The following is a 22,808-nucleotide window of genomic DNA, read 5'->3' on the forward strand; positions in this document are numbered from 1 at the left end:
TTTTATTTGTTTAGGCTGGTCCACATTCTGGAAACAATCAACCAGTTTCCATCATCATTTTTTTTGTAAACCGTGGTTGCATGGGAAGTTGATTCTTTGGTCATGCTGAAATCACCGGACGTATAGGTGAAATTTAATGTTCCGATTTCCAATGAGTATGCCATGGAATCAGTTCCCTGAAGATCTAGCAGCTCCACAGAATATGAATGTATGATTGTCTTAGAACTATCATTTGGAAACCAATAATTTTCAATTTTTTCACTTCCTTTTATAGGAGAGAGGCCACTCGGTATAATTACCGCATCCTTGGCAAAAAGTCCAACCACGGTCTCGCTATCATCGGCAAGCCAACCGTTGACATAATTTCTTCGAATCCGATTGATTGCTTCTTCATCCGAAACGTCAAATGATCCTTGCTCAGAACAAGAGAAAATTGAAGAGACGAGCAATGCTAAAAATATGGTTTTCATTTTTTCTTGGTTGGCTTAGGTTTTAGTGTTTTTGCAAATTCATGACTCTTTCGGATGTATTCCGACAGCTCTTTGGTTTTCTTGAGAAGATCATCAGGAACATGGACATACCCACGCATCGTCGCTCCGTATGAAATGGCCGGTCCTGCATTATATTTTTTCATGAATGCCTCCTTATCGTCTTCCGATAATCGAATCGCAACATAGCCTTCCTTAGCTACAAAGGAGTACATGTTTCCATTGATTGATGTGTATGGCATGTTTTTACCTTTTTGCTCCAACCCAATTGTCGCGAGTAGGTCGGAGTAGAGTAGAAGGGTTTCTTCGGATGCTTTACTAGTAGCCATTGGCTTGTAGTTTGAATACCACAAGTTAATATATTCAGCCTCATGGTGAGTTTGATAAAGTTAAAACCAGACTTGATCCGAAGAAATCGCGATTCGAAAGCAGCGTAAGAAAACCTCGACTAAATATACCCTTGAGCTAAGAGTTTTCTATGAATAGCCAGACAAATCCACGCGTCAGTAGCCGCGTATTTGAGCTGAGCAGGAGAAAGCGTCTCATTTTCCCAGTTGGATACTTGTTGATTTTTAGAAATTCTTGATTCAAGAAAAACTGCTGCTAACTTTTTGACGCCCATGTGTTTAACACCTAGTTCCCGCACAACATCATTTAAATCCGTGAAATTCTTGGGCTTAAATTTTCTTGCCTTGTTTAAGTCTTTCAAATCGTCATCAATGCTGATGCCGAGCTTCAAAATAGACGAATCTGCCATGAGATCGAATAGCGAGGAAGGATAGCCCATATTATTTAGCCGAAATAGGTACGCATCCTCCATAGTGGAAAGCTGAACCATAGCCGTATGATTATACTCGCCCTTATTGAAGGTTGGTTTCTTCTCAGTATCAAAACCAAGTGTATCAAACTTTCTTAACTCGTTGACTGCTTTTTTACAGTCCTCCTCCGTATCCAGTGTATGAATTTCACCTTCAAATGCAAGTAGGGGAAGGGACCGAAGCTCTTCTTTAGTAATATGTTCGGCAAAACGATTATTCACCTTTACCAGCTAATTTTTTGATTTTGTAGCCTGTGTATGCCACTAATATTGTCATAAAAGGACTTATAATATTGAAGAAGCAGTAAGGTAGGTAAGTGCCTGTTGAAACGCCAAGGACACTTGCATGATAGGCTCCACATGTGTTCCATGGAATAAGCACAGAAGTCACCGTTCCGGAATCTTCTAGTGATCTACTTAAGTTCTCAGGAGCAAGGCCTTTTTCTCTATATGTATCAGCATACATTCGACCCGGTACAACAATGGCAAGGTATTGATCGGATGCGGTTGCATTAAAGAATATACAAGTTCCCACAGTTGATGAAATCAAGGATCCGGTTGATCTTACTTTTGAAATAATTGCAGTAGCAATTCTTTTCAGCATGCCCGATCTTTCCATTACGCCACCAAAAATCATTGCTGATAGAATAAGCCAGATGGTGCCCAGCATCCCTGACATCCCTGAAGCGCTCAGTAGACCTTGATCATCTAATAATTGATTTCCTGTAGTAAATGAAATGTCTCCAAACATTGCCTGCATAGTGCCGATGAATGAATTAGTAAGACCAGGAGCGGAATTTGAAAATGATTCATATAGAATACCATCAAAGGAAGCTGTGGCTGCTACCTCGTTAACTAAGTTTGGTTGGAAAACCAGCGCGAAAATAGCACCCAGTAAAGTGCCAATTAGTAAAGCTGGAAGTGCTGGCATTTTTTTCACAATTAAAACCACCACTACAATAGGAACGATGAAAAGCCAACCGGAAATATTGAAGGTTCCATCTATAGCCGAGAGTATTGCTTCTTTTCCTTCAATGGCTCCATCACTGGTATTTGTAAACCCGATAATGAGGAAAATCAGGAGTGCTAAAATGATTGACGGTACCGTTGTAATCGTCATGTAACGAATATGGGTAAATAGGTCGGTGCCTGCCATAGCAGGAGCCAGATTAGTGGTGTCAGATAGTGGAGACATCTTATCTCCGAAATAGGCGCCTGATAATATGGCACCTGCAACCAAACCTTCCGAGATGCCGAGTGCCTGACCAATGCCGATCAAAGCGATACCAACGGTGGCAGCAGTAGTCCATGAACTACCTGTGGCAATGGAAACAATGGAGCAAACGATACATGCAGCTACAAGGAATATTGTTGGATTCAATATTTGCAAACCGTAGTAAATCATCGCTGGGACAACACCGCTAAGCATCCAGGTTCCGGCAAGTGCGCCGATCAAAAGAAGAATAAGGATAGATGCCATAGCTGAGCTAATGCTTTTAACTATTCCATCCTGAATTTCCTGCCACCTGTAGCCTATTCGAATAGCAACTAGCGTAGCGACACCAGCAGAAAGAATGAGTACGATTTGGTTTGAACCTCCCAGTGCTTCACTTCCAAAAATACCAACATTGACCACCAGGATTAGGATTAGGAAAATGATTGGAATGAATGATTCTAATAAGGTAGGTTCTCGCTTTGTTGTCATAGTGTGTCTTTTCACGAACCCTCGAAAATAGAGGTTTTCATTTAGACTGTAAATTTGTAGAATGAAAAGTATCTATGGCAATGCAGAAAATATGACAAGATTGTCCCTAATATGTGTACTTTTTTTTCTTTCAATCAATTCGTTTGCCCAGCTAGAGTTTAATGATACTCTTCTCGACTTGGATGGAAATCAGATTGCAATGAATGAATTAAAGACAGATGATATTCCTTCCATGATATACTTCTGGAATATGGGATGCACACCCTGTATATTGACATTCAATTACATAAGGAAGAATGAGGGAGAATGGAAATCCAAGGGATTCAGAATCATAGCTGTAGCTATTCAACCCTATAACGAAAAGATGGCTGAAAAAATTAAAACTCAACAATGGCCATTTGATATTTACTTCTATTCGGATTCAAAGCTGCTTAAAGATTTTCAAGAAGAATTCTTAAAGGAAACTAGGCAGATATCCTATCCACAAGCATTTATATATGATGCAGACTGGAACTTTATCAAGTTCAAGTCAGGTGGAAAGGTGATCTTAAAAGATGAATTTAAGAAGGAAGGATGGTCTGACGATTTAGTGCTTTCTCAAGCCATGGAGAACGGAGAATATTCAAAATTGACAACTGATTTGTCGATTTATTATCTGATTAGAAGTTCCATTAAATAATTCTTATTCCCAGGCCCAACACGGCTCTCCGTGGTAGGCACTTACACGAGTAATTTGCTCCACATTGGATCCATCGCTATTCATTACGAAAATGTGATCTTCGCCATCACGCGTTGAATGGAAAGCAATTCGATCTGAAATAGGAGACCAGGCCAGTTCAGTGTCGTTATAATCGTTAGAAGTGATTTGACTTGATTTGCCTGACTTCAGATTCAATACAAAGACATCATTCCTATCAGGTTTTCCTTCTTCATAGTATTGAGTAGTGTAGGCAAGCTTATTTCCATCTGGCGACCATGTTAAATACTTTTCAACTTCATCGTTATTGGTCAGCCTACGAGTGGACCGGTCTTCTAGATGGTAAAGATAAACCTCATTATTCCCCTCTCGATCAGAGATATAAGCAATTTGATTGGATTGCCAAGACCATTTGGCTCTGCCGTTATAAGACTTTGTGTCGCTAATTGTGTCTTGAGAACTGCCATCGATATTGGCGAGTATTAGAGCTGAAAAATCCCCGATATTGACTTGAGATACGAGCTTCTTTCCGTCCGGAGAAAGATTGAATTCTTGCTGTCCATAGGTTTCTAAAGAAATAGGCTGTCCACTGAGATCCATATTGGCAATGAGGAAGGAATCATTCTCGTATGAATAATAAATGACCGAACCTAATATCTCATTCCACATAGGAGCATAGTCAAATCCGGGATTGTTTGTCAACTGCTTCTCATTACCATCGAGATCATTGAGAAAGATGTTGTAATCCTTGTCTCTCACCGATAGATAAAGCAGCGACTCAGTTTTCTTATCGGTTTTTTTGCAAGAGATAAATGACCCGATGAGGATTAATCCAATGATGTATTTGAGCATATTAAGCTATACTTAAGAATTGAATTTTCGAACAATCAACTTTTGCTTTGAGTGAATGCAAGATGTTGTACAAGCCAAAAAAGGTGCGATTGAAGTATATGAAATGTCGAGAACCTCGTGCCTGCAAACGACTCATTTCTGGATCTTTTGATAATTGCTCTCCTTTTTGATAAATCTCAGTGAAGAATGCGTCATCACTAAAATCAAATTCACCCTCATTAAAAGGCCTGCTCAATAGTTTGATCAAATCGGTAAACATTGTGGTTACGATTTTCACATCTTTCTCAGGATCGGACGGACGGATTATTTCAAGTTCTCTGAATAACTCATCTACACGCTGCGGATTATCTAATACAGCATAGCTGGCCAGCTCGAAGTATGCCTGATAGAAGTCATTTGGAATATGCTTAATACAACCAAAATCAATAACTCCAAGATCGTTACCCTCATTGATAATGAAGTTGCCAGGATGTGGATCAGCATGCATCATCCGCAGCTCATGCATCTGAAACATGTAGAAATTCCATAGGATTTGGCCTAAACGATCTCTGCTTGCTTGACTCTGCTCCCGTTTCATCCAGGCACCAATTGGCTCTCCTTCCAGCCAGCTCATGGTCAATATTTGAGGAGCTGAAAGTTCAGGGTAATAAGTAGGGAAAAACACACCTTCAATTTCTTTACATTTTTCAGCAAAATCCATCGATTGCTTCAACTCTAACTCATAATCGGCCTCCTCAAGAAGCTTTCCCTCGACCTCTTTCATATAAGGTTCCACTTCTTTCCCTTTTACCTTCATGAGTTTTAGTGCAAACGGTTTAGCAAGTTTGAGATCACTCTTGATGCTGTCTGCAACTCCTGGGTATTGCACTTTCACAGCCAGTTTGTTGCCTTTTAGCTCAGCTTTGTGAACCTGACCCATAGACGCAGCGTTGCTGGCAGTCTTTCCAAATAGATCAAAGATTTCATTCGGATCTTTGCCAAGGTTGGCCACAAATGTCTTCTTCACAAGTGGATATGAAAGTGGAGGAGCACTGTATTGCGCCATGGCGAATTTATCAGAGTAAGCTTTTGGCAGGACGTTTTGATCCATACTTAAGAGCTGCGCCATCTTGAGAGCACTTCCCTTTAACTCGCTTAGCGAGTCGTAAATGTCTTTAGCGTTTTCGCTATCCAGCCCTTCTTTGTCCAGCTTGCCTTTGATAGCTGCTTTACTGTATGCTTTTATATAATTAGCACCCACCTTTGCACCAGTTGTAACAAACTTGCTGGCACGTTTTACTTTACCTATTGGTATTCTGTCGAGTTCTTTTGACATTAAGCGGTAGCTTTCGAGAAGCCCATTTTTTGTAAGAAAAATTTACTGAGATCAATAATTGAATCAAGAGCTGGTAGTTCACCAATATCAAATGCCGTACGTGTAGACTTTTCTATGAATACATCAGTGTCTTTAGCATTTCCAGAATCATCTTTCACCCAAAAGAATAGCATAGCTATACAATGTGACCAAAGCACTTTCTTGTAGGCTGTATGAGAAATATTCTGGGCTTTTTCAGGTAAAAATTCAAAAGTTTTAGCCCAATCAATGTCTGACTGATTAATGATTTTTTTTGTTTGAGTTAGTTCAGATGGAAGTTCATGTGGCTTTTTATTTTCCAATTTATAGAGCACATAAGACCGATCAGGCTTCACTACTTCCAAAAGTGTATAAAGGAATGAAAGGTGCTTCTCCCGTCCATCCATTTCCTCGAAATCCGGATCTTTGTGGAGCACGTTGAGAGTTTGCGTAAAATAGCCATCCCAAATGGATGATTCGATGTTTTTTAGAGATCCGAAATGCTTATAAAAATCATCATCTGAAATCTTCTGGTGCTTAGTGAAAATCCGAACCGTTTCTGGTTTCTTACCTTCTTCCAAGAGGTAATTTTGGTACCCCAGCTGAATCGTTTTTTTTGAAACTGTTTTTTTTGCCATGATCTATGCTTTGATATGACTATAAAACCAACTTGGTATAAGTATGGTTTAGAAATCTTTAAATTTTATTGTAAAATGCTTGTTTATAAATGCGTTATTAGTAAATTTTACTAAAGCGATAAATTTGCCATATTTATTCGATGCGCCACCGCTTTTACTGCTGCTTTATTTTTATGGTTACCCTAATGCCAGTATTTACAATATATGGGCAGGATCGCAACCAAATCACACTTAATCTTTATTGGTACACTTCAGAACCATTTATTTATGAAGATGGCAATGGTAGCATGTTGGGAATTGAGCCTGAAATGCTTCGAACTTTCCAAACTTTCCTAAAAGTTGAGAAGGGGATAGACGTTGACTTAAACTGGAAGAAAACAACCAACTTTTCTAAAATTCTCGAAATTGTGAGAAGAGCCGAAAATCCCAATGCTATTGGTGTCTCTGCTTTATCTATCACCGAGAAGAGGCTGGAGTACGCCGATTTCCCTGACCCATACTTGCCTGATATTACTGTACTCATTTCAAGTAATGGAACACCGATTGTTCGATCGTATGAAGAAATGAATGATATGATGAGTTCAATGAGGGCCATTACTATAAGAGAAACCAAATATGAAAGTATGCTTCTCAACCTAAAGGAGCAGCTTGGAGTGAATTTCACGGTTGAGTATATAGATAGCGAGAGTAACGTGCTCGATGGTGTTCGTGGGGCTAATGACTGTTTTGGATTTATTGATCTTCCAGTATATATGATGCACATTGAAAATGGGAGTGAGGTTACCAGACAAAATTTCTTTACTGTGAAGGGTTTGGGATATTCTTACATAATGCCAAAAGGCAGCCAATGGAAAGAATATTTTAATGAATTCATTGCGATAGAAAAGTACCAAAAGCAGATATCTGATATTATTTCAAGTCATTTAGGTGAAGAACTTTACCGATTTATCGATGATATATACGCCGGGGAAGAATTGGGTACTTCTATACTCACAAGAGAGAAAGAAATGCAGCTTGCATTGATTAAGAACGCCAACTTGCAACTTGAACAGGAGACAGCTACAAAAAGAATACTTATCGTTGGGATTGCAGTGACTTCTGTTTTTCTATTTGCAATTGGTTATTTGTTTTATAAAAACCAAAAGACAACCACCATTCTGGTTGGACAGAAGGATCAAATTGAAGACCAGCAAGAGGATATTCGACAGAAAAATGAGCAACTAATGAATAGAAATGCTCAGCTGGTAGCATTAAATGAAGAAAAAAATAATTTGGTCAGAATTTTGGCTCACGATATCAGATCACCTTTGAGTCAGATTATTATGGTGAGCGACATTGTGAATCAGAGAATGAGTGGCAATCTATCTGAAGGTGAAGCAAAACTTTTAAATCAGGTAACTGCCAGTGCTGAGCGAATCAACCAAATGGTAACTAAAATTTTGGACGTAGATGTGCTGGAAGGAAATCGCATAAAAGTTCTTCAAGAGCGAGTCGATATTCAGGTGATCATGCGTGATGTGGGACAACGCTACAGACCGATTGCAGCTAAGAAAAATATTGATTTGGTTGTTGAATTTTGTGAAAATCATAATATGATCCGGACTGATCATCTGTTGCTTTTATTAGTTCTGGAAAATTTGGTTTCTAATGCAGTAAAATTTTCTAACCCGGAATCTACGGTCGAACTAAGAGCGGAATGTTCCTACGATAGTGTCATATTTAAAGTTAGCGATAATGGCCCTGGCTTTTCAGACGAAGACAAAAAGAAACTGTTTAATAGATTTCAGAAGCTAAGCGCAAAGCCGACGGCAGGTGAAGCGTCAACAGGACTTGGGTTATCCATCGTGAAAAAATATGTACAGGACCTTGGTGGAAAAGTGTGGGTGGAGTCTGAAAAAGGAAATGGAAGCACCTTTTTTATTAAGCTTACTGCTTAACTAAAGCCATTTTTTCTTTTTGAAATAGATCACCATACCAACGAAAATCGCTCCCATAATACCCCATATCACAAAGTATCCATTCCTGTATTGAAGTTCTGGTATGTATTCGAAATTCATTCCATAAACTCCCGCGATAAAAGTCAATGGGATAAATATTGTGGCAACTGTAGTCAGCACTTTCATGGTTTCATTCATCTTTTGACTCAGCGAGGCATAATATATATTGGTTAAGCTTTCCAATGATCTGGAAGTCGATTCCACTTCTTCTAGCGCATTTGTGCAGCTCATTCTTAAATCATTGATGTATTTAATATTGGATTTTTGAAAAAAGGAAGTACGGTTATTCAAAATATAATTTATCGATTCCGCCATGGGAGTAAGTGACTTCTTAATTAGATCTGCTCTCTTCTTACTTCTTTCCAATTCAAATAGCGTTTCATTTTTCGGATTTTTGTACACATCATTTTCTAGCTCGGCAATATCCTCGTTGATATCCTCAATAGTTTCGAAATAATTGTCAAGGATTGCATCCAAAAGCTGAATCAACAAATAGTCCGAAGTACGTTTGCGCACAAACCCAATTCCTTCGCGAATTTTGTACCGGATATCATCAAAGTGATCACTTTCTTTTTCCTGAAAGCAAACCACGTAATTTTTGCCAAGAAAGAAAGAAAGCTGCTCTACATCAAGTTGATCATCCTCATCAAGCAAGATTGACTTTACATTAAAAAAAAGATAGTCTTCAAATTCTTCAACCTTGGGACGTTGTGTTGTATCAAGCAACTGACGGATAGCAAGTCGGTCCAGATTCATGGTGCCAGCCAACTCTTGAATAAGATCTACTTCATGTAATCCATGAATATTCAGCCAATGGATATGTGAGGCCTTAGGATTAGCCATGGACTTGAAATTTTTTTCATTGGATTCGACGATTTCTCTCTCGTTAAAAGCGAAAAGCTGAACCTTGGCTTCTTCCAATTTCTTCTCACCTATAAACGTGATTTCAGCTTTGCCCTTAGCTTGCGCTTTGAGGTCAGCATACATATTTAACGGGGTAAGCGTTAACTCTGAAAGTGTTTTTAGCCCGGTCAATAATAATTTATCAGGTCGCACTAAATCAATCGGGTTAATCTTTTTCTTTTTCTCTCCCATACCTCCAAATTAGTTGATTGAAAATTCAAAAAGAAAATTTTACAGTCATGGTTTAGCCTTGAAACATTGTTCAACAATGGAGAGTTAAAGGAATAGGTATAAAAGAAGTATGAGCGAAAAAGAGATAATTCTGGAAAGGATAGAGGAGAAGAAAAAAATGATCAATGCTGGAAAGCATATGACAAAACTTTTTATTGTGACCAGCTCATTAATTTTCGGCACACTAGTAGTAGTTTGGATCTTTCAAAACTTCCCGTCCATATCAATACCAACAATCTATGAGGTTGCTACCTGGTTTATGCTTGTTAGCAGTGCTTTGATTGTAATTGGGCAACTCAAAATACGTGAAGACGAAATTGAAAAAGCCTTCAGATTCACAGGATTGGGTTTGTTTTTCGGTTTGCTTTTCTCTGTACTTCAAGTTATTGGATGGCAGGAACTCCTCAACTCCAACCTCACATTCAGAAATATATTATTTCCATTTTCACTTATCCACTTTATTCACGTTTCAGTAGGGCTCATTCTCTTGATTTCTGTCTTCAGAAAGATTAGGGAATACCGTGTACATTCCCGTTCGCGACAGTATGCTTACAACGTGTTTATGTTTTGGCATTTCTTGGGAGCCGTTTGGTTATTGTTCATCGGCGTGGCTTAGGCTGAAGGCTAAGTGTAATTGCCTTTGTTTATGTTAATTTTTTGTAGTCTCGAAATATTTCGGTTCATTTTGCATAAACAACCAGCTATTTATGATACTAATTAAGAGAATACTACGACTATTGAGAATAGGAAAGTCAAGAAAATATAGTAGAAGAGGACACAGAAAGATGGCTTCTCATATTTATTTCACTAAGATAAACTAAGCCTTACCGAATCAGTGGACATAAATCTGCTGGAAGTGGGATTCAAACGCGTACAGCAAAGCTACTCCACTTCGTAGGTTGTCGGAATATCGACAAAAAAAGCCTCCATACATATCGTATGAAGGCTTAATCTTGTCGGGGTAGTAGGATTCGAACCTATCAATCTAAATACTTAGTGTCTGATTATCAGGTGTTTATATGTTGTGTGGTTGTTTGAATGTTACAAAAACTCGCAAAAATCAACCACATTTCTCGACCACAATTCTTTCCTACTTTTTAAAATGCTTATAGGCATGTGTCTTGAAAATTTTTCTAGCTGTGAAGAAATATAATTTTATTAGTCAGTCCTTCTCTTAAAGAAAGCTTGATGTTGTCGGTTTGGTCTCAGAAAAATGCTATTTGCTTTTAAAAGAATCCCATATGGCAATCAAGCCTGTAAGAATTTTATATTGGTAGGATTGTCTCTATTGAAACTAGACTTGCATGAATACTTGATAGTCTAGATAAAAATGCTGAAATTAAATTAATCCTAAATAAATTGTTTACTTGAAGCACATAAAAAAGATACTATCAGGCCTCGTTTTTCTTACAACTGCTTGTGCCTTTGGTCAAGTCAATATTGATAGTTTATTAACTATTTGGAATGACACATCACAACCAGATACAACCAGACTGGAAGCAATAAACACGATTAGTTGGAATGGGTATTTATTTACTCAGTCCGATAGTGCTTACTATTTTGCTCAGAAGCAACTCGAATTTGCCAGAGAAAGAAATCTACCAAGGCAAATGTCTCAGGCTCTTAATACACAAGGTGTTTATTTTCACTTGCAAGGTAATTATGCCGACTCTCGTGAGGTTTACTTGAAATCATTACAGCTCAGAGAAGAAATAGATGATAAGAAAGGTGTTGGTGCATCATGCAATAATCTTGGCCTTTCATATACCGCAACAGGCGACTATGACAAAGCTCTGGTCTACTTTTTAAGAAGCTTAAAGATAAGAGAGGAATTTGGTGATAAAAATGATATTTCCACAACTGTAAATAATATTGGAAATGTTTATTTACGTCAAGGCGATTATTCTAATGCCCTGGATCATTACACTAGAGGTTTGCAACTCATTAAGGGTGCTGCAGATAAAAAAAGACAAGCAACATTTTTAAACAATATTGGCATTATTTATCACAAGCAGGAAGAATACGAAGAGGCGCATTACTTTTATGATGAAGCCTTAAAATTAAGGGAGGAATTGGGAGATTCATACGATATGGCTGCATCAATTAGTAATATAGCAGATATTTACTCTATTAGAGAGGACTATGAAAAAGCCATTGAGTACTATCAAAAAAGTTTGAAAATTAGTGAAGAAGTAGGTGATAAGAGTGGTGTTTCTACATGTTTAGCTAGTATTGGTACAGACTTTAAAAGTCAGAAGATGTACGATACAGCATTGTATTACATCCGCAGAGGGTTGCAAATATCTGAGGAGATAGGGGATAGGAAAAATGTATCGTTGCACCTAAGCAATATTGGAGATATTTATTATGAAAGAGGTGATTATAAATCTGCACTAGAATTTAACAAACGCTCTTTACGACTTGCACAAGAAATTGGAGCAAATGCGGAAATCCAGTACTCAGCGGAATCACTTTGGAAAATATACAAAAAACTGAATCGATTTAACGATGCACTTATCATGTATGAATTAGCTGTGTCTACTAAAGATAGTATCTATACCGAAGATTCTAAAAGGAACATAATTCAGCTTAAGTATAAGTACGCGTACGAGAAAAAGGCATTGGCAGATAGTGTTACTTTCGTTAAACAGCAAGAGATATCTAATCTAAAGATAGCGGAGCAGGAAGCACAAATTAGAGCTGAGCGATATATTTTAGTTTTCCTCGTTTCAATTATATCTCTAGGTTTGATCTTTGCTTTATTTCTTTACAAAAGCTACAAAAAAAGAGAAAGGGCATTTTCCGTTATTAAAAAACAAAAAATATTGCTGGAAAAAGCTAATGAAGAGATTCGAATTGCCAACGAATCATTGGAAAAAAAAGTCAGAGATAGAACTCAGAAAATTCAATTCCAAAATGATAAGTTACGCAAACATGCATTTGCTATTTCCCATCTACTAAGAGCTCCTTTAGTGAGGCTTTTGAGTGTGGTTCAGTTTATCGAATATGAAGAAAGTACCAGCAAGGAAAATGCAGAATTACTTAAAAACGTGGTAAGCTCCGCAAACGAAATGGACGATATTTTGAAAAAAATGACAGATACGATTTACATGGATGATGACATCAAAATGGATTGATGCATTTATTTAAATGATGATTGGAGACGCATTATCAGGATTAATATGATTAAAATCATCACTTGCTCTTAGTTTTAAGTATGATAAATATTTAACTTAGGTATTCACCCAACTAATCCACCCTTGTCGTATCGTAAGATCTTTGCATTGATTGATGATGATTTGCTAATTAATAAAGTCAATACCTTTTCAATTCAACGTTCACTGAAGGGTTTTGAGGTGATAAACTTTTCAAATGGAGCAGAGGCGTATCAGTACTTTAGCGAAACTAATTTCACGTCTAATGACCTATTGATCATATTACTGGATTTAAATATGCCAGTAATGAATGGCTGGGAGTTTCTAGATGTATTTCCAAAGCTTAATATCAAAGCACAACTAGAACTCTATGTATTAAGTTCTTCAATTGATCCTTTTGATAAAGAAAAAGCACGTTCCTCATCGATTGTTAAGGAATTTCTTACCAAACCTCTATCTATGGATTTTTTAGCTACCTTCAGTTAAAGATAATTCAACTTATTCGTGTTTGGAAGTGTCAGCTCTTCAATTTGTACACTTTTCAAATTACTCGACCACAAAACAAAAAAGCCTCCATACTCATCGTATGAAGGCTTTTTAAGTCGGGGTAGTAGGATTCGAACCTACGACCCCCTGCTCCCAAAGCAGTTGAATCAAATCATTTATAAACGCAAGTGGATGATCTATAAATACTTGAGAAATTGAACTGTATTTTATTGATTTTAATTGACAACGTAAACTTAACACTATCACTAAACACCCATTTTCATTGCATCTTAATTTAATATTTCAAATTAAACTTATGTTTCTAACATACAGTTTATTTACAATGGACAACATAATAATAAAATAAACTGCATATGTATTTAATGCGTTATTTGAAAAAAAATAATTAGCTTAGACTGTTCTTTATAGAAATTGAATAAATTATCACCAATCTGACTCAATTATCACACATTTTGAAAATTACAAGTTTGCTTGTTGGTTTGAAAGTTGTATCTTTGCAGTCCTTTTTTAGAAAGCTATGCCTTTTGTTAAGCAAATAACAACACAATGGAGTGAGTCCGCTGAAATTTTCGGGGGATCCAGTATTCCAACTCCAGCCTACATTACTCATGAAGATGGGATGGGCAATGCTGAACCTCAAGAACAGGACGTAATTCGAACAGAGACACAATCATCTGGATATACAGGTAAGCTAATCGGTATTATGCAAAATGATCCTGATACCGGAGATCAGATATTGATCTCTGAGGATGAAGGATAAAAGGAATAAAATTCACAAACTATTTCTTGTTGTAGACGGAAAAGAGGACTCATACCCTAGTTATGATACTGCCTCTCTTTCAATATCCATAAATGATCCAATCAAATTCGATGGACACCAGTTTGGGATATTTAGTCCAATATTTACTCCATTTAAAAATGGAGTTGATATGATTGAAACAATACTTAATAAGAGGGTTGCTTTTTACTATGTATCTAACCTTCATCCGATTTTAAAAGTGATAATATCTGAGTTTGGTTTAGAAGGGTCAAATCAAATTTATTACTCACTTGGACTTGCGAATATTATAGTAATTGATGATCATCAAAACACTTTGATTGACGATATCAACTCACTCATAAAAAATGAGAGCAAAGATAATTTCTTTGCGTATGAAGAATGGATAACAGATGAAAATGGCAAGATAGAGCAGAAGGAAGCAAAAGTCTTTGCGTCATTTGAGCCAAAGTCAATTGATATTGATGTAAGTGAGTATTTATCAACAGATATAAACTTTGTCATTTCTGAGTTTACAATTTCTGCAAATAAAATACTTGCTGGTTCTAAGAGATTTTCTCCTCACTATTTCGAGTTCTTTAAGAGAATATTTGGTGTAGTTAAACTACTTATAGACGATTTGAAATTTCTTTTCAGCGATCCTAAGGCGACACCATCGGATGACCTTTTAGAGAGATTTCAGAATCAATTTGAAATAGAGAGATCTTTATCTTTCGAAGAGACTCTAAATATTATCAGATCAAATCTGCCTTCAGTTACAGTTGATCAAATAAACTCAATAAAGAATGAAAAGCTAGGTAGATTAATCCAGTTTAGCTCATCTATTTCATATGTTTATAATCAAAGCTTTTGTGGAGCGGTTCCAATTCTTGATCATGTAGGAATTATCAGAAGACATTCTCTGCTTGGTTTAGGGCACGCCATGAATGGGTTAAAAGAACTTTTGTTGCAAATGGAAATTGCTTTTGCAAACATTCCATTCGAAGAAGTTGATCTAAAAAAAGAAAATAGAACTAATACAATCTGGGGTGGAGTTAAACTTTACAATGATATCCCCTTTAGCCTGGACTCGCTAATTAATTCATTTTTTCCAGAAATGCATAGCCAGATTGTATGGGAAAAAGAAGCTGAAAAATCCAATACTTTTCAGACTCTAAGTAATTCTAGAGATCATTTAGAAAAGAATGATACCGGTTTTTTTATGAGAATGCCTTTCTTTTCTGGTCGATTAGGTTTTAGAGAGTATGAGCTTTCAGTTGCTTGTGCACTACAAACCTTGGTATCATCCTCGTCTCTTAAGTGGCATATTATAAATTATACTCATGAAATCATTCATGGTCATGTTAGGGTAATTCTAAATAAACTTATTAGACCGAGAGAAATAGACATTTCATATGAGAAATGGATAGAGAAGAATATCGATGGAGTATATGAAATTAACAGAAAGCTAATTAGTGCAAGAGCAATTCAAAAGTCAGATTTGGATAAGCTTATTGATACTAACTATGATTTTTTTGTGTATATCATATTTAACTATTGCATCAAGGCAAAGGCATTAGGCTCTCTTAGTAAATCATGGGATTTAGTTAAAAATAAGAGTTACAAAGCTGATACAAGGTTGGGAAGGCCTCTACATGCTCCAAGTCCAAGTGAATTTGAGGAGGACTGGAAGGATCATCACTATAGAGATATTTCAGAGATGTTTGTTCATGTACTTGATTACAAGTATGTTTATTGCGAGCAACTAAATGATTATTTAGTTGCTATATGGACTTCTTGGTCAACTATGCCCATTGTTCAGGCAAAAACTAAACACTACGTACTTAGAACTTTACTCATCATAGCATTAAAAGAGAAGAAAGCAAACCCTTCAATAAGATTCGAATCTTCACTTTTAAGTCTTAGCACGTTGGTTAGTAAATCTGAGAACATTGAGGATTTTGCATTGCCGAAAGAATTCATTCAAAGTGTTATTAATCAGGACAAAGATTCTAGGGATATGAAAGACCTAGAAGAGAGGTTTAAGAATTGTATTGTAGTTGTAGACATGTTTTATCAGTTCTTTTCAGTTGACTTTCAGGAATTTATAAAAAATGGTGATACCAAATTCAATCGAGATAGAATTTTTAAGGATACTGACGGTAACGAGAACTATTACTCAATTGAATTTTTAGGATTAGCTGAAAGTGAGGTTCATAGCAAAGTTGGATTTGTATTTGACTTATTAACAAGGTTGATTAGAGGTAAGGAATCAATTGATGAAGAGTATGAATCAGCTTGGATATTTAGTATATTAGGTTCATATAATATTAAGTAATGGCACAACTTGTAGATTTATTAGGACAATCCGCAATTCAAGATGGTCATTTTTATAATACTCTTGTTTTCAAATCAAATTCTCATGATTCCATTAATGATCTCATAAATTCCTTTGATTCAAGTACAGTCTATCAAAAGGTTGAATCAGAAGATCATGATTTTTTTCATTTGCAAGTTGAGATACCTGCAGTTTTGGGTGAACAAGTTCTATTAAGAGATAATCTTGTTAAGGGTAGGGAGAATTCTGATGGTGATAAGTACTATAGGTATGATATGTACATGGGTGAAATTAAGAGTAAATGGGGGGATTACTATTTCGCCAGTTTTCCATATAAAAAAATGGAAGTTGATCGTCACCAGTTATTTGAAAGTACATTCAAAAGAACAAAATATTTTAAGCCCAAACTAGAAGAGCTTTTCGGATTTCTGGAAAAACATGATAGTAATACATTTCTATTGAATCATGGACTTGAGATTGATATAGCAAGATTTCTTTCGTCAATAGATGAGTTCAAAGAGGGATCAAAAAAGATGATCCTAGAAGGAGAGAACCCAGTAAAAAGTAAGGTCTTGAAAATTTTGTATGCTACTCAAGCTGAGTACGAAAGTAGATCATCCTTAATAGAGAAGAATCTTGAAAGTGTTGACGAAAAATCCGAATTAGATAGAATTCGAATTAAAATAACCCATCTTTCAATTACGCTTGAATTTTTCCATATTTCAGGAAATTCAATTACGGTAAAGTTTGACATAATGGGAAATTATAAATTCTGGATAAAGAAAGGAAAGATTAAAAAGACAGTTAATCTGTTCCCGTTAGTCTTTCAATTTCTTCAAAGCATTGATAGTATTGAAGAAGGATTCACAAGTGGAGATGAAGTAGACTAACAAACTTATGGATACCTTTTTTGGCCCCGATATTAACGCTGTAAATGAAAATCAGCTAAAAGATATAGTTTCATCACATTTGGATGGAGGAACACTGAGTGTTGTGTTAGGTGCTGGTGCTTCATCTGGGTTTGGTCTTAAAAACTGGGTCAATCTTGTAAATGAATTGATGCAGAAAACAGGTATTGACAAAGACATAAAGGATGGAACCGATCCCGATAAACTTGCAAAAGATATTGATTCATGGAAATTTACTTCCGAAACTAATAGTAGTATTCTAAAAGAGTATACACAAAAAGCAAAGGATAAACTTGGAGATTCTTATCTAGAGACTGTAAAAGATTTACTATACGATGGTGTTCTTTTCGATTTTAGTACTGTAGCCAACAATAAGAATTTACTGATAGCAATTTCTTCACTTTGTTTAAGGCAGAGAAGAGGAAGAGTTAGCAAGGTCCTTACTTATAATTTTGATTGTATTTTGGAATGGTATCTTTCAACAATTGGAACCGACGTCAGTATTGTGAGCCTTAACAGCCTAATAGAGAGGGATAACGATGTTGAAGTGCTTCATGTTCATGGTTATTTACCTGATAAAACGGCTAAACTTGTTGGGGATCTTGGTGAGATGACAGACGACATTGTTTTCTCTCAGGATGAATTTGATGATGTGGCTTATGATAGGGGCTTTATTAATAAAAAGAAGAGAGATTTTTATGAGAGGAAATTCTTCATTTCTATAGGAGTTTCTCCACAAACCCTAATTAGGGATATTAAGTTCTTACTTAAAAATGTAAGACAGGAAATATATGAAAGCCATAAATTAGAAAGAAAAAATCCTTTTGGACTAGCAGTAATAAGTTTTGGAAACAAAGATGATGCTCAAGCATTCAATAATAGTCGATCCGAATCTAACTCTGAATACAATAAGATACTTGAGGCAGGTATATTGGTTCATGCAACAACGCATGATGAGGTGCCTCATTTCATATTTAAAATTTTGAAGAACTCATATTAATAACCTTTTGTGTGCAAGTTCCCCTAGTATACTAGAATCCCTTAAACCATCTGCAATAGCCTTTATTGCTTAATGTGGGACTTCTAACACGTCTTTCAAATCTTGTAATTTGCACTAAAAGCCAACCAAGGTAAGCGCTTCTTGAGATAATCTAGCATTCATGCGAAGACTCTTAAAGTGCTATCTGAAAGATTCTATATTCCTGATCTCTTGTAGAACCTGCAACGGGTGAATTCTCTCAATTTGGAAAATCTCAACTTGGTCGAATTGACGAGTTTTTTGAATGTTAATTATTTTTTTTGACTCATGATAAACGCTATTAAATCATTTGTCAAAAACATCTTCCCGTTGAAGATATATCCATGTAAAGGGGCACAACACCCAAATGATAACATGTCAAAATGACAGTATTGTGGGTATATTTGGCAGGAAATGTATGACATTATTTCCTGATTTCATTGGATAATGCTGCCATAATGGCAAATAGTGTACATTGGCCACATTATTGTCTAGATGTAGTCATGAAAGACCGAAGAGTAAAAATACGGTTAAGTCCCTCGGATAAAGAGAGGGCTGAGAGGAAAGCAAGAGAGATGGGCTTGAGCCTATCTTCATTGATAATCGTATGGTTTCATTTCTCCAAAGATCGTCAGATAATAATTGATAAGGCTGCTCGTGACGGGGAATCCAGAATCATTGAACTAAGATCGGACAAAAGTCTTAGAGATGAGTTTTTACTTATTTCAAGAAAGTACGATGTGACAGTAAGTAGACTTCTAAGGTCAATCATAATGTTTAATTTAAATAAAGGTAGTGATGTTGATAAGACGGAATATAGATTTAAGGAAAATCCTAGTAGATGATTGTGGATTAATTGATAATAAAAAGTATCGAAGAAGAAAGAAGAAGTATGAGTTTGTGATTGACTTAATTTCACAGCTTCAATTTTTAGATCCGAAGAGTAAGGCCAATCCATTTGCATTTGTTCCAATTAGAGCTGAATTTCTTCAAAGGAAGTTGAGCCCAGCAATTTCAACCGAAATTGTCGATGATCTTTTGGAAGCAGGTATAATTGAGAGAGATTACTTCATTAGATATAAAAAGTGTTACGGCTATAGGCTGACGCCTCAATTCGCTTTGAGTTTACCTCTTATAGATATAACATCAGAAAATAATGTGGATAGCGTCTCTTCTGTAAGAAACTGCGAATACCAGGAGAAGCAACTTGAGAGGCTTGAGTTAGATCCCATATGTCTTGAGCATATAGTTAAGCTGTTTATTGATGATAACAATGTTGGCGGTTCAATTAGCGGTGAAGAAAAATATCAGTACTCACTATTTAATGATGATAATTCTTTAGCTGTTAACAATACCTATAATAATCCCTCTAATGATATACAGTTTTTGAACTCAACTAGTGATGGGATTAATCCAGAATTGTACAAAACTTTTATAAATAGTTTTTCCGAGATAGACTTAAAACCGGTAATAAATGATTTTGGATTAAAGTACGTCCGGAATGATAATTCAAGATATGACATTGGTAAGTTTCTTCATGATTACATAGCGTATGGTACTTTCAATTCTAATAAGAGAAAGGTGGCCTTCAAAGATGATACTTCAGGACGACTTCATTCCAATATTACTAGGATGTCAAAACGTCTAAGAAGCTTTTTAAGATTGAAAGGATCAGACGAAAAATTAGTCTTAATTGATATTAAAAACTGTCAAATTCACCTTTTGAACATACTGCTGCAAAATGTAGATGTTAATGAGTTGGAATTGGCAAAATTCAGAGAGTATACTTCTGATGGGAAGTTCTATGAACTTCTTGCTGAAGAACTTTCTATTTCCAGAGATAAGTTTAAACAGCAATTTTTTGAATACTTCTTTTATTGTAAGGATAGAGGATCAAGAATAAAAGGAGCTATGTATAAACACTTTCCTGAAATAACTCAGTTTATTGTTGATTACAAGGATAAAGATCATTCAAAACTGGCAATAGATCTTCAGAAGAAAGAAGCTAAAATCATGATTGATGAGGTAATGATTCAGGTTGAGAAGGAGAGAGGTCTAGATGTTCTATTCTTAACCATTCATGATGGAGTATTGACGACAGAAAGCGAAGCTGATTATATGATTAAAATGATCAAAGATTCTTTCAAAAAGAGAGAATTAGATGTGACATTCGATATTAATCTTCTAGGGTAGACTTATACCCACCTAACCGCCCCCCTGGGTATCAATAAATCCAAGCAGGGGGGGTGTTTAAGGATTCAGAATTGATGCAAAAAAGATAGTTTTTTAGCCAAAAAAAGTGGGGTTGAGATGAAGATGTATTTAGAAGAAAAAGTTAAATTACTAGAGGTGGAAGTGGATAAAATTCGTTCCTCAATTATTAAAGATAATCAGCAAATTGATTTCCCAGTATGGAGTCTACAAGAACTCCAAAAGAGGAAAATTATGTCGCGTGCAAAAGCATATCAATTAGAGAAATCTGGCGAATTAGAATTGATAAGAAGACACGGAAGAACTTTTGTTTCAAATGATGAGTTGTGTCGGTACTTTGGGGAGGAGCTAAATCATGAATAGACTTAAGCTTCCAATGCTCTATCGAATTCCTGGTCTTTACATTTGGTGCAACAAACATAAAAGAGCGTTCAAAGGTAAATGTCCTAAAGCAGGAAAGAATTGCAGATTGACCTATCACTCCAGAATTTGGAATCCAAACAGTCAAAAAACTAATATAATTCGTAGTTGGAATACGGACGATCCTAGAGTTGCTTGTGAGAAGCATATTGAGTTTAAAAAGCGACTTGAGGAAAACAACTATTACCTTTTACCTGAAACCTTGAAGACTAAGAGGATTCCTACTGTTCTTAAAGAATGTGTTGATAGATATATTGATCATATCCATGATTGTGATGTTCCTGAACATGAAAAGAAAAAGTTATCTAAAAAGTATATCTCAGATGAGCTTGCTACAATCAATAAGTTTCTTGTTGTCTTAAAAAGAAATGGGATTAAGCCCAACTATGCACATGTTGAGATAAATAGTTCCGTGGTGGGGTTATTTCATGAGTATCTCATTGAGCAGGATTATGCTTCAAATAGTTATAATAATTTCATGAAGACGCTCAAAAGAATGTATCGATACTTCTCTAAAAATGGATGGATAGATGATAATCCATTTGAAAGGGTCATTCTTAAACCAATAGAGAGAAATCCTCAAATAATTTATGAAGAAGAGATTTCAGAATTGTTGGAGGCAATTAAACCTGAAAATGGGTTTGGAACTAAAGGAAAGGAGAAGAGAAACTATTACAGAGAATGGTTGAAGGATTCAATTCTACTGGGTTTATATACTGGAGCCCGACCAAGTATGGTTTTTCAGCTCAAATGGAAACATGTTCATGAGAATTTTATTAAGGCTCCCAATGAGAAGATTAATAGACTTCAAAGGACTACTACTAATTATGAGTTTACGTTCATTACAGAGGACATAGCGGCCTTTTTAGCAGGAATGACTAGGGGTGAAGATGAAGACTACATATTGGTTCCAAACCATGGAAATAGGGAGACACTAAGAAAGCAAGCATCTTGGGGCTTTGCTCATTATTGGAAACTAATTGAGGGGAGAGAAGGCATTGCATTTAAGCATTTACGAAAGACAAAGCTTACGAGAGAAATTCAATTGCTTGGAGATAAAGCAAGATTTTTAAATAGCCATAAATCAGACGTAACAAAAGTAGATCATTATGTGGGCCAAGAGAAGATTGTTGAATCTATGAGAGGCTCGACAATGTTCAATATTTGAGCGTTTTTTGATGAAAGCTTGACACCAAAACTTAACACCAATAAAAAAAGCCACTATAAAAGTGGCTTGATTTTGTCGGGGTAGTAGGATTCGAACCTACGACCCCCTGCTCCCAAAGCAGGTACGCTAACCGGACTGCGCTATACCCCGAAAAACAAAAAAAACCATTATTCAGAACTACGTTCTTCAAAATGGAACGCAAATGTAGAAATTCAATGATTAAAATTCAGCATTCAATTAGTTTTTTTTCCATTTAATATTCCAATATTCTTAACGGATGATTATTCCTTTTTGACGCCAATGAGATTAGGTTGATTTCAGCTAGTTTTATGGAATTATCAATCATAAACTTTTGAGCTATGAAAAAAATCAAATATCTATTTTTTATCTGTGCATTTGCGATAACCTTATTGGCTTCTGCTACCGAGACTGATCCAAAGAAGGAGGTCGACCCCAAAGAACGTGTAGAACAACTTCAGAATCGGGTTCAGGAGATATGGGAGATGGATTTCTCCGAAATGGATAAAGAAGAGAAAGTAGAGTTGAAAGTAGAATTGAAGGAAATCAAAAAAGAGCTAAAACAAGCCGGTCTTGATAGCAAAGTATCTATTTCCATCGGAGCGATAATTATCATTTTATTGCTACTCATTCTCCTCACTTAACAT

General features: G+C 36.1%; 22 protein-coding genes and 1 tRNA gene. 14 read left to right on the plus strand and 9 right to left on the minus strand.

Annotated elements, in window-relative coordinates:
* Positions 1–2 precede the first annotated feature (2 nt).
* The 4 genes from ACL8WY_RS16805 to nhaC form a co-directional block, all read right to left on the minus strand.
* Entirely contained in the window at positions 3–470 is a 468-nt protein-coding gene (locus tag ACL8WY_RS16805; RefSeq protein WP_436515919.1) for a YybH family protein, read from the minus strand.
* Complete coding sequence (locus ACL8WY_RS16810; RefSeq protein ID WP_436515920.1) at positions 467–817, minus strand: hypothetical protein; 351 nt, start codon at positions 815–817, stop codon at positions 467–469. Before ACL8WY_RS16810 ends, ACL8WY_RS16805 begins: the two co-directional genes overlap by 4 nt.
* Before the next feature lie 119 nt (positions 818–936).
* Positions 937–1,527, minus strand: coding sequence for a 3'-5' exonuclease (locus ACL8WY_RS16815; protein ID WP_436515921.1), 591 nt, complete (start codon positions 1,525–1,527; stop codon positions 937–939).
* Positions 1,520–3,010, minus strand: a complete 1,491-nt coding sequence (nhaC, locus tag ACL8WY_RS16820) for a Na+/H+ antiporter NhaC (protein ID WP_436515922.1) — start codon at positions 3,008–3,010, stop codon at positions 1,520–1,522. The genes ACL8WY_RS16815 and nhaC overlap by 8 nt, the downstream gene beginning before the upstream one ends.
* 61 nt (positions 3,011–3,071) lie before the next feature.
* On the opposite strand from nhaC, the gene ACL8WY_RS16825 reads away from it, so the two are divergent.
* On the plus strand, positions 3,072–3,689 hold the full coding sequence (locus tag ACL8WY_RS16825) for a peroxiredoxin family protein (protein WP_436515923.1): 618 nt from the start codon (positions 3,072–3,074) through the stop codon (positions 3,687–3,689).
* 3 nt (positions 3,690–3,692) lie between these two features.
* Here ACL8WY_RS16825 and ACL8WY_RS16830 read toward each other — a convergent pair whose 3' ends face one another.
* Genes ACL8WY_RS16830 through ACL8WY_RS16840 form a run of 3 tightly spaced genes read right to left on the minus strand, consistent with a single transcriptional unit; the run spans position 3,693 to position 6,530 of the window.
* The gene (locus ACL8WY_RS16830) at positions 3,693–4,559 is read right to left on the minus strand and encodes a TolB family protein (protein ID WP_436515924.1); all 867 of its coding nucleotides are present in this window, start codon (positions 4,557–4,559) and stop codon (positions 3,693–3,695) included.
* Between the two features lies 1 nt (position 4,560).
* A complete protein-coding gene (locus tag ACL8WY_RS16835; protein WP_436515925.1) occupies positions 4,561–5,874 on the minus strand; it encodes an ABC1 kinase family protein in 1,314 nt (437 codons plus the stop codon).
* A complete protein-coding gene (locus ACL8WY_RS16840; RefSeq protein ID WP_436515926.1) occupies positions 5,874–6,530 on the minus strand; it encodes a hypothetical protein in 657 nt (218 codons plus the stop codon). Before ACL8WY_RS16840 ends, ACL8WY_RS16835 begins: the two co-directional genes overlap by 1 nt.
* A 185-nt stretch (positions 6,531–6,715) precedes the next feature.
* On the opposite strand from ACL8WY_RS16840, the gene ACL8WY_RS16845 reads away from it, so the two are divergent.
* Positions 6,716–8,467: an ATP-binding protein gene (locus ACL8WY_RS16845; protein ID WP_436515927.1), complete on the plus strand. Its 1,752-nt coding sequence runs from the start codon at positions 6,716–6,718 to the stop codon at positions 8,465–8,467.
* Here ACL8WY_RS16845 and corA read toward each other — a convergent pair whose 3' ends face one another.
* Positions 8,468–9,622 (minus strand): magnesium/cobalt transporter CorA, encoded by a 1,155-nt coding sequence (gene corA, locus ACL8WY_RS16850; protein ID WP_436515928.1) that lies wholly within the window; start codon positions 9,620–9,622, stop codon positions 8,468–8,470. It abuts the gene before it with no gap.
* 109 nt (positions 9,623–9,731) lie between these two features.
* Here corA and ACL8WY_RS16855 point away from each other — a divergent pair, with 109 nt between their 5' ends.
* The 11 genes from ACL8WY_RS16855 (at position 9,732) to ACL8WY_RS16905 (ending at position 22,143) form a co-directional block, all read left to right on the plus strand.
* Positions 9,732–10,277, plus strand: coding sequence for a hypothetical protein (locus ACL8WY_RS16855; RefSeq protein WP_436515929.1), 546 nt, complete (start codon positions 9,732–9,734; stop codon positions 10,275–10,277).
* A gap of 751 nt (positions 10,278–11,028) precedes the next feature.
* The gene (locus ACL8WY_RS16860) at positions 11,029–12,798 is read left to right on the plus strand and encodes a tetratricopeptide repeat protein (protein ID WP_436515930.1); all 1,770 of its coding nucleotides are present in this window, start codon (positions 11,029–11,031) and stop codon (positions 12,796–12,798) included.
* Positions 12,799–12,921: 123 nt separating this feature from the next.
* Positions 12,922–13,302, plus strand: a complete 381-nt coding sequence (locus ACL8WY_RS16865) for a response regulator (RefSeq protein WP_436515931.1) — start codon at positions 12,922–12,924, stop codon at positions 13,300–13,302.
* 538 nt (positions 13,303–13,840) lie between these two features.
* The gene (locus ACL8WY_RS16870; protein WP_436515932.1) at positions 13,841–14,083 is read left to right on the plus strand and encodes a hypothetical protein; all 243 of its coding nucleotides are present in this window, start codon (positions 13,841–13,843) and stop codon (positions 14,081–14,083) included.
* Positions 14,073–16,418 (plus strand): hypothetical protein, encoded by a 2,346-nt coding sequence (locus tag ACL8WY_RS16875; RefSeq protein ID WP_436515933.1) that lies wholly within the window; start codon positions 14,073–14,075, stop codon positions 16,416–16,418. The genes ACL8WY_RS16870 and ACL8WY_RS16875 overlap by 11 nt, the downstream gene beginning before the upstream one ends.
* Positions 16,418–17,308, plus strand: a complete 891-nt coding sequence (locus tag ACL8WY_RS16880; protein ID WP_436515934.1) for a hypothetical protein — start codon at positions 16,418–16,420, stop codon at positions 17,306–17,308. The genes ACL8WY_RS16875 and ACL8WY_RS16880 overlap by 1 nt, the downstream gene beginning before the upstream one ends.
* A gap of 7 nt (positions 17,309–17,315) precedes the next feature.
* Positions 17,316–18,326 (plus strand): SIR2 family protein, encoded by a 1,011-nt coding sequence (locus ACL8WY_RS16885; protein WP_436515935.1) that lies wholly within the window; start codon positions 17,316–17,318, stop codon positions 18,324–18,326.
* A gap of 476 nt (positions 18,327–18,802) precedes the next feature.
* Entirely contained in the window at positions 18,803–19,189 is a 387-nt protein-coding gene (locus ACL8WY_RS16890; RefSeq protein WP_436515936.1) for a hypothetical protein, read from the plus strand.
* Positions 19,143–20,537, plus strand: a complete 1,395-nt coding sequence (locus ACL8WY_RS16895) for a hypothetical protein (protein WP_436515937.1) — start codon at positions 19,143–19,145, stop codon at positions 20,535–20,537. The genes ACL8WY_RS16890 and ACL8WY_RS16895 overlap by 47 nt, the downstream gene beginning before the upstream one ends.
* A 117-nt stretch (positions 20,538–20,654) precedes the next feature.
* Positions 20,655–20,918 carry a hypothetical protein gene (locus ACL8WY_RS16900; protein ID WP_436515938.1) on the plus strand — a complete coding sequence of 88 codons (264 nt, stop codon included), beginning with the start codon at positions 20,655–20,657 and terminating at the stop codon, positions 20,916–20,918.
* Entirely contained in the window at positions 20,911–22,143 is a 1,233-nt protein-coding gene (locus ACL8WY_RS16905) for a tyrosine-type recombinase/integrase (RefSeq protein ID WP_436515939.1), read from the plus strand. The genes ACL8WY_RS16900 and ACL8WY_RS16905 overlap by 8 nt, the downstream gene beginning before the upstream one ends.
* 75 nt (positions 22,144–22,218) lie before the next feature.
* Here ACL8WY_RS16905 and ACL8WY_RS16910 read toward each other — a convergent pair.
* A tRNA-Pro gene (locus ACL8WY_RS16910) sits at positions 22,219–22,293 on the minus strand.
* A gap of 209 nt (positions 22,294–22,502) precedes the next feature.
* Between ACL8WY_RS16910 and ACL8WY_RS16915 the strand changes: the two genes are divergently transcribed.
* Positions 22,503–22,805: a hypothetical protein gene (locus ACL8WY_RS16915; RefSeq protein WP_436515940.1), complete on the plus strand. Its 303-nt coding sequence runs from the start codon at positions 22,503–22,505 to the stop codon at positions 22,803–22,805.
* Positions 22,806–22,808 lie beyond the last annotated feature (3 nt).

It is taken from the genome of Ekhidna algicida (genome assembly GCF_051379705.1).
Classification (GTDB): Bacteria; Bacteroidota; Bacteroidia; order Cytophagales; family Cyclobacteriaceae; genus Ekhidna.

Bases quoted from the DNA above. Each gene is read 5' to 3' on its own strand.
- ACL8WY_RS16840 (WP_436515926.1), bottom strand. From the start codon at position 6,530: ATGGCAAAAAAAACAGTTTCAAAAAAAACGATTCAGCTGGGGTACCAA.
- corA (WP_436515928.1), bottom strand. From the start codon at position 9,622: ATGGGAGAGAAAAAGAAAAAGATTAACCCGATTGATTTAGTGCGACCT.
- ACL8WY_RS16895 (WP_436515937.1), top strand. From the start codon at position 19,143: ATGTTGATAAGACGGAATATAGATTTAAGGAAAATCCTAGTAGATGAT.
- ACL8WY_RS16835 (WP_436515925.1), bottom strand. From the start codon at position 5,874: ATGTCAAAAGAACTCGACAGAATACCAATAGGTAAAGTAAAACGTGCC.
- ACL8WY_RS16905 (WP_436515939.1), top strand. From the start codon at position 20,911: ATGAATAGACTTAAGCTTCCAATGCTCTATCGAATTCCTGGTCTTTAC.
- ACL8WY_RS16885 (WP_436515935.1), top strand. From the start codon at position 17,316: ATGGATACCTTTTTTGGCCCCGATATTAACGCTGTAAATGAAAATCAG.
- ACL8WY_RS16845 (WP_436515927.1), top strand. From the start codon at position 6,716: ATGCCAGTATTTACAATATATGGGCAGGATCGCAACCAAATCACACTT.
- ACL8WY_RS16805 (WP_436515919.1), bottom strand. From the start codon at position 470: ATGAAAACCATATTTTTAGCATTGCTCGTCTCTTCAATTTTCTCTTGT.
- ACL8WY_RS16875 (WP_436515933.1), top strand. From the start codon at position 14,073: ATGAAGGATAAAAGGAATAAAATTCACAAACTATTTCTTGTTGTAGAC.
- ACL8WY_RS16880 (WP_436515934.1), top strand. From the start codon at position 16,418: ATGGCACAACTTGTAGATTTATTAGGACAATCCGCAATTCAAGATGGT.
- ACL8WY_RS16915 (WP_436515940.1), top strand. From the start codon at position 22,503: ATGAAAAAAATCAAATATCTATTTTTTATCTGTGCATTTGCGATAACC.
- ACL8WY_RS16890 (WP_436515936.1), top strand. From the start codon at position 18,803: ATGGCAAATAGTGTACATTGGCCACATTATTGTCTAGATGTAGTCATG.
- ACL8WY_RS16830 (WP_436515924.1), bottom strand. From the start codon at position 4,559: ATGCTCAAATACATCATTGGATTAATCCTCATCGGGTCATTTATCTCT.
- nhaC (WP_436515922.1), bottom strand. From the start codon at position 3,010: ATGACAACAAAGCGAGAACCTACCTTATTAGAATCATTCATTCCAATC.
- ACL8WY_RS16825 (WP_436515923.1), top strand. From the start codon at position 3,072: ATGAAAAGTATCTATGGCAATGCAGAAAATATGACAAGATTGTCCCTA.
- ACL8WY_RS16900 (WP_436515938.1), top strand. From the start codon at position 20,655: ATGAAGATGTATTTAGAAGAAAAAGTTAAATTACTAGAGGTGGAAGTG.
- ACL8WY_RS16810 (WP_436515920.1), bottom strand. From the start codon at position 817: ATGGCTACTAGTAAAGCATCCGAAGAAACCCTTCTACTCTACTCCGAC.
- ACL8WY_RS16870 (WP_436515932.1), top strand. From the start codon at position 13,841: ATGCCTTTTGTTAAGCAAATAACAACACAATGGAGTGAGTCCGCTGAA.
- ACL8WY_RS16855 (WP_436515929.1), top strand. From the start codon at position 9,732: ATGAGCGAAAAAGAGATAATTCTGGAAAGGATAGAGGAGAAGAAAAAA.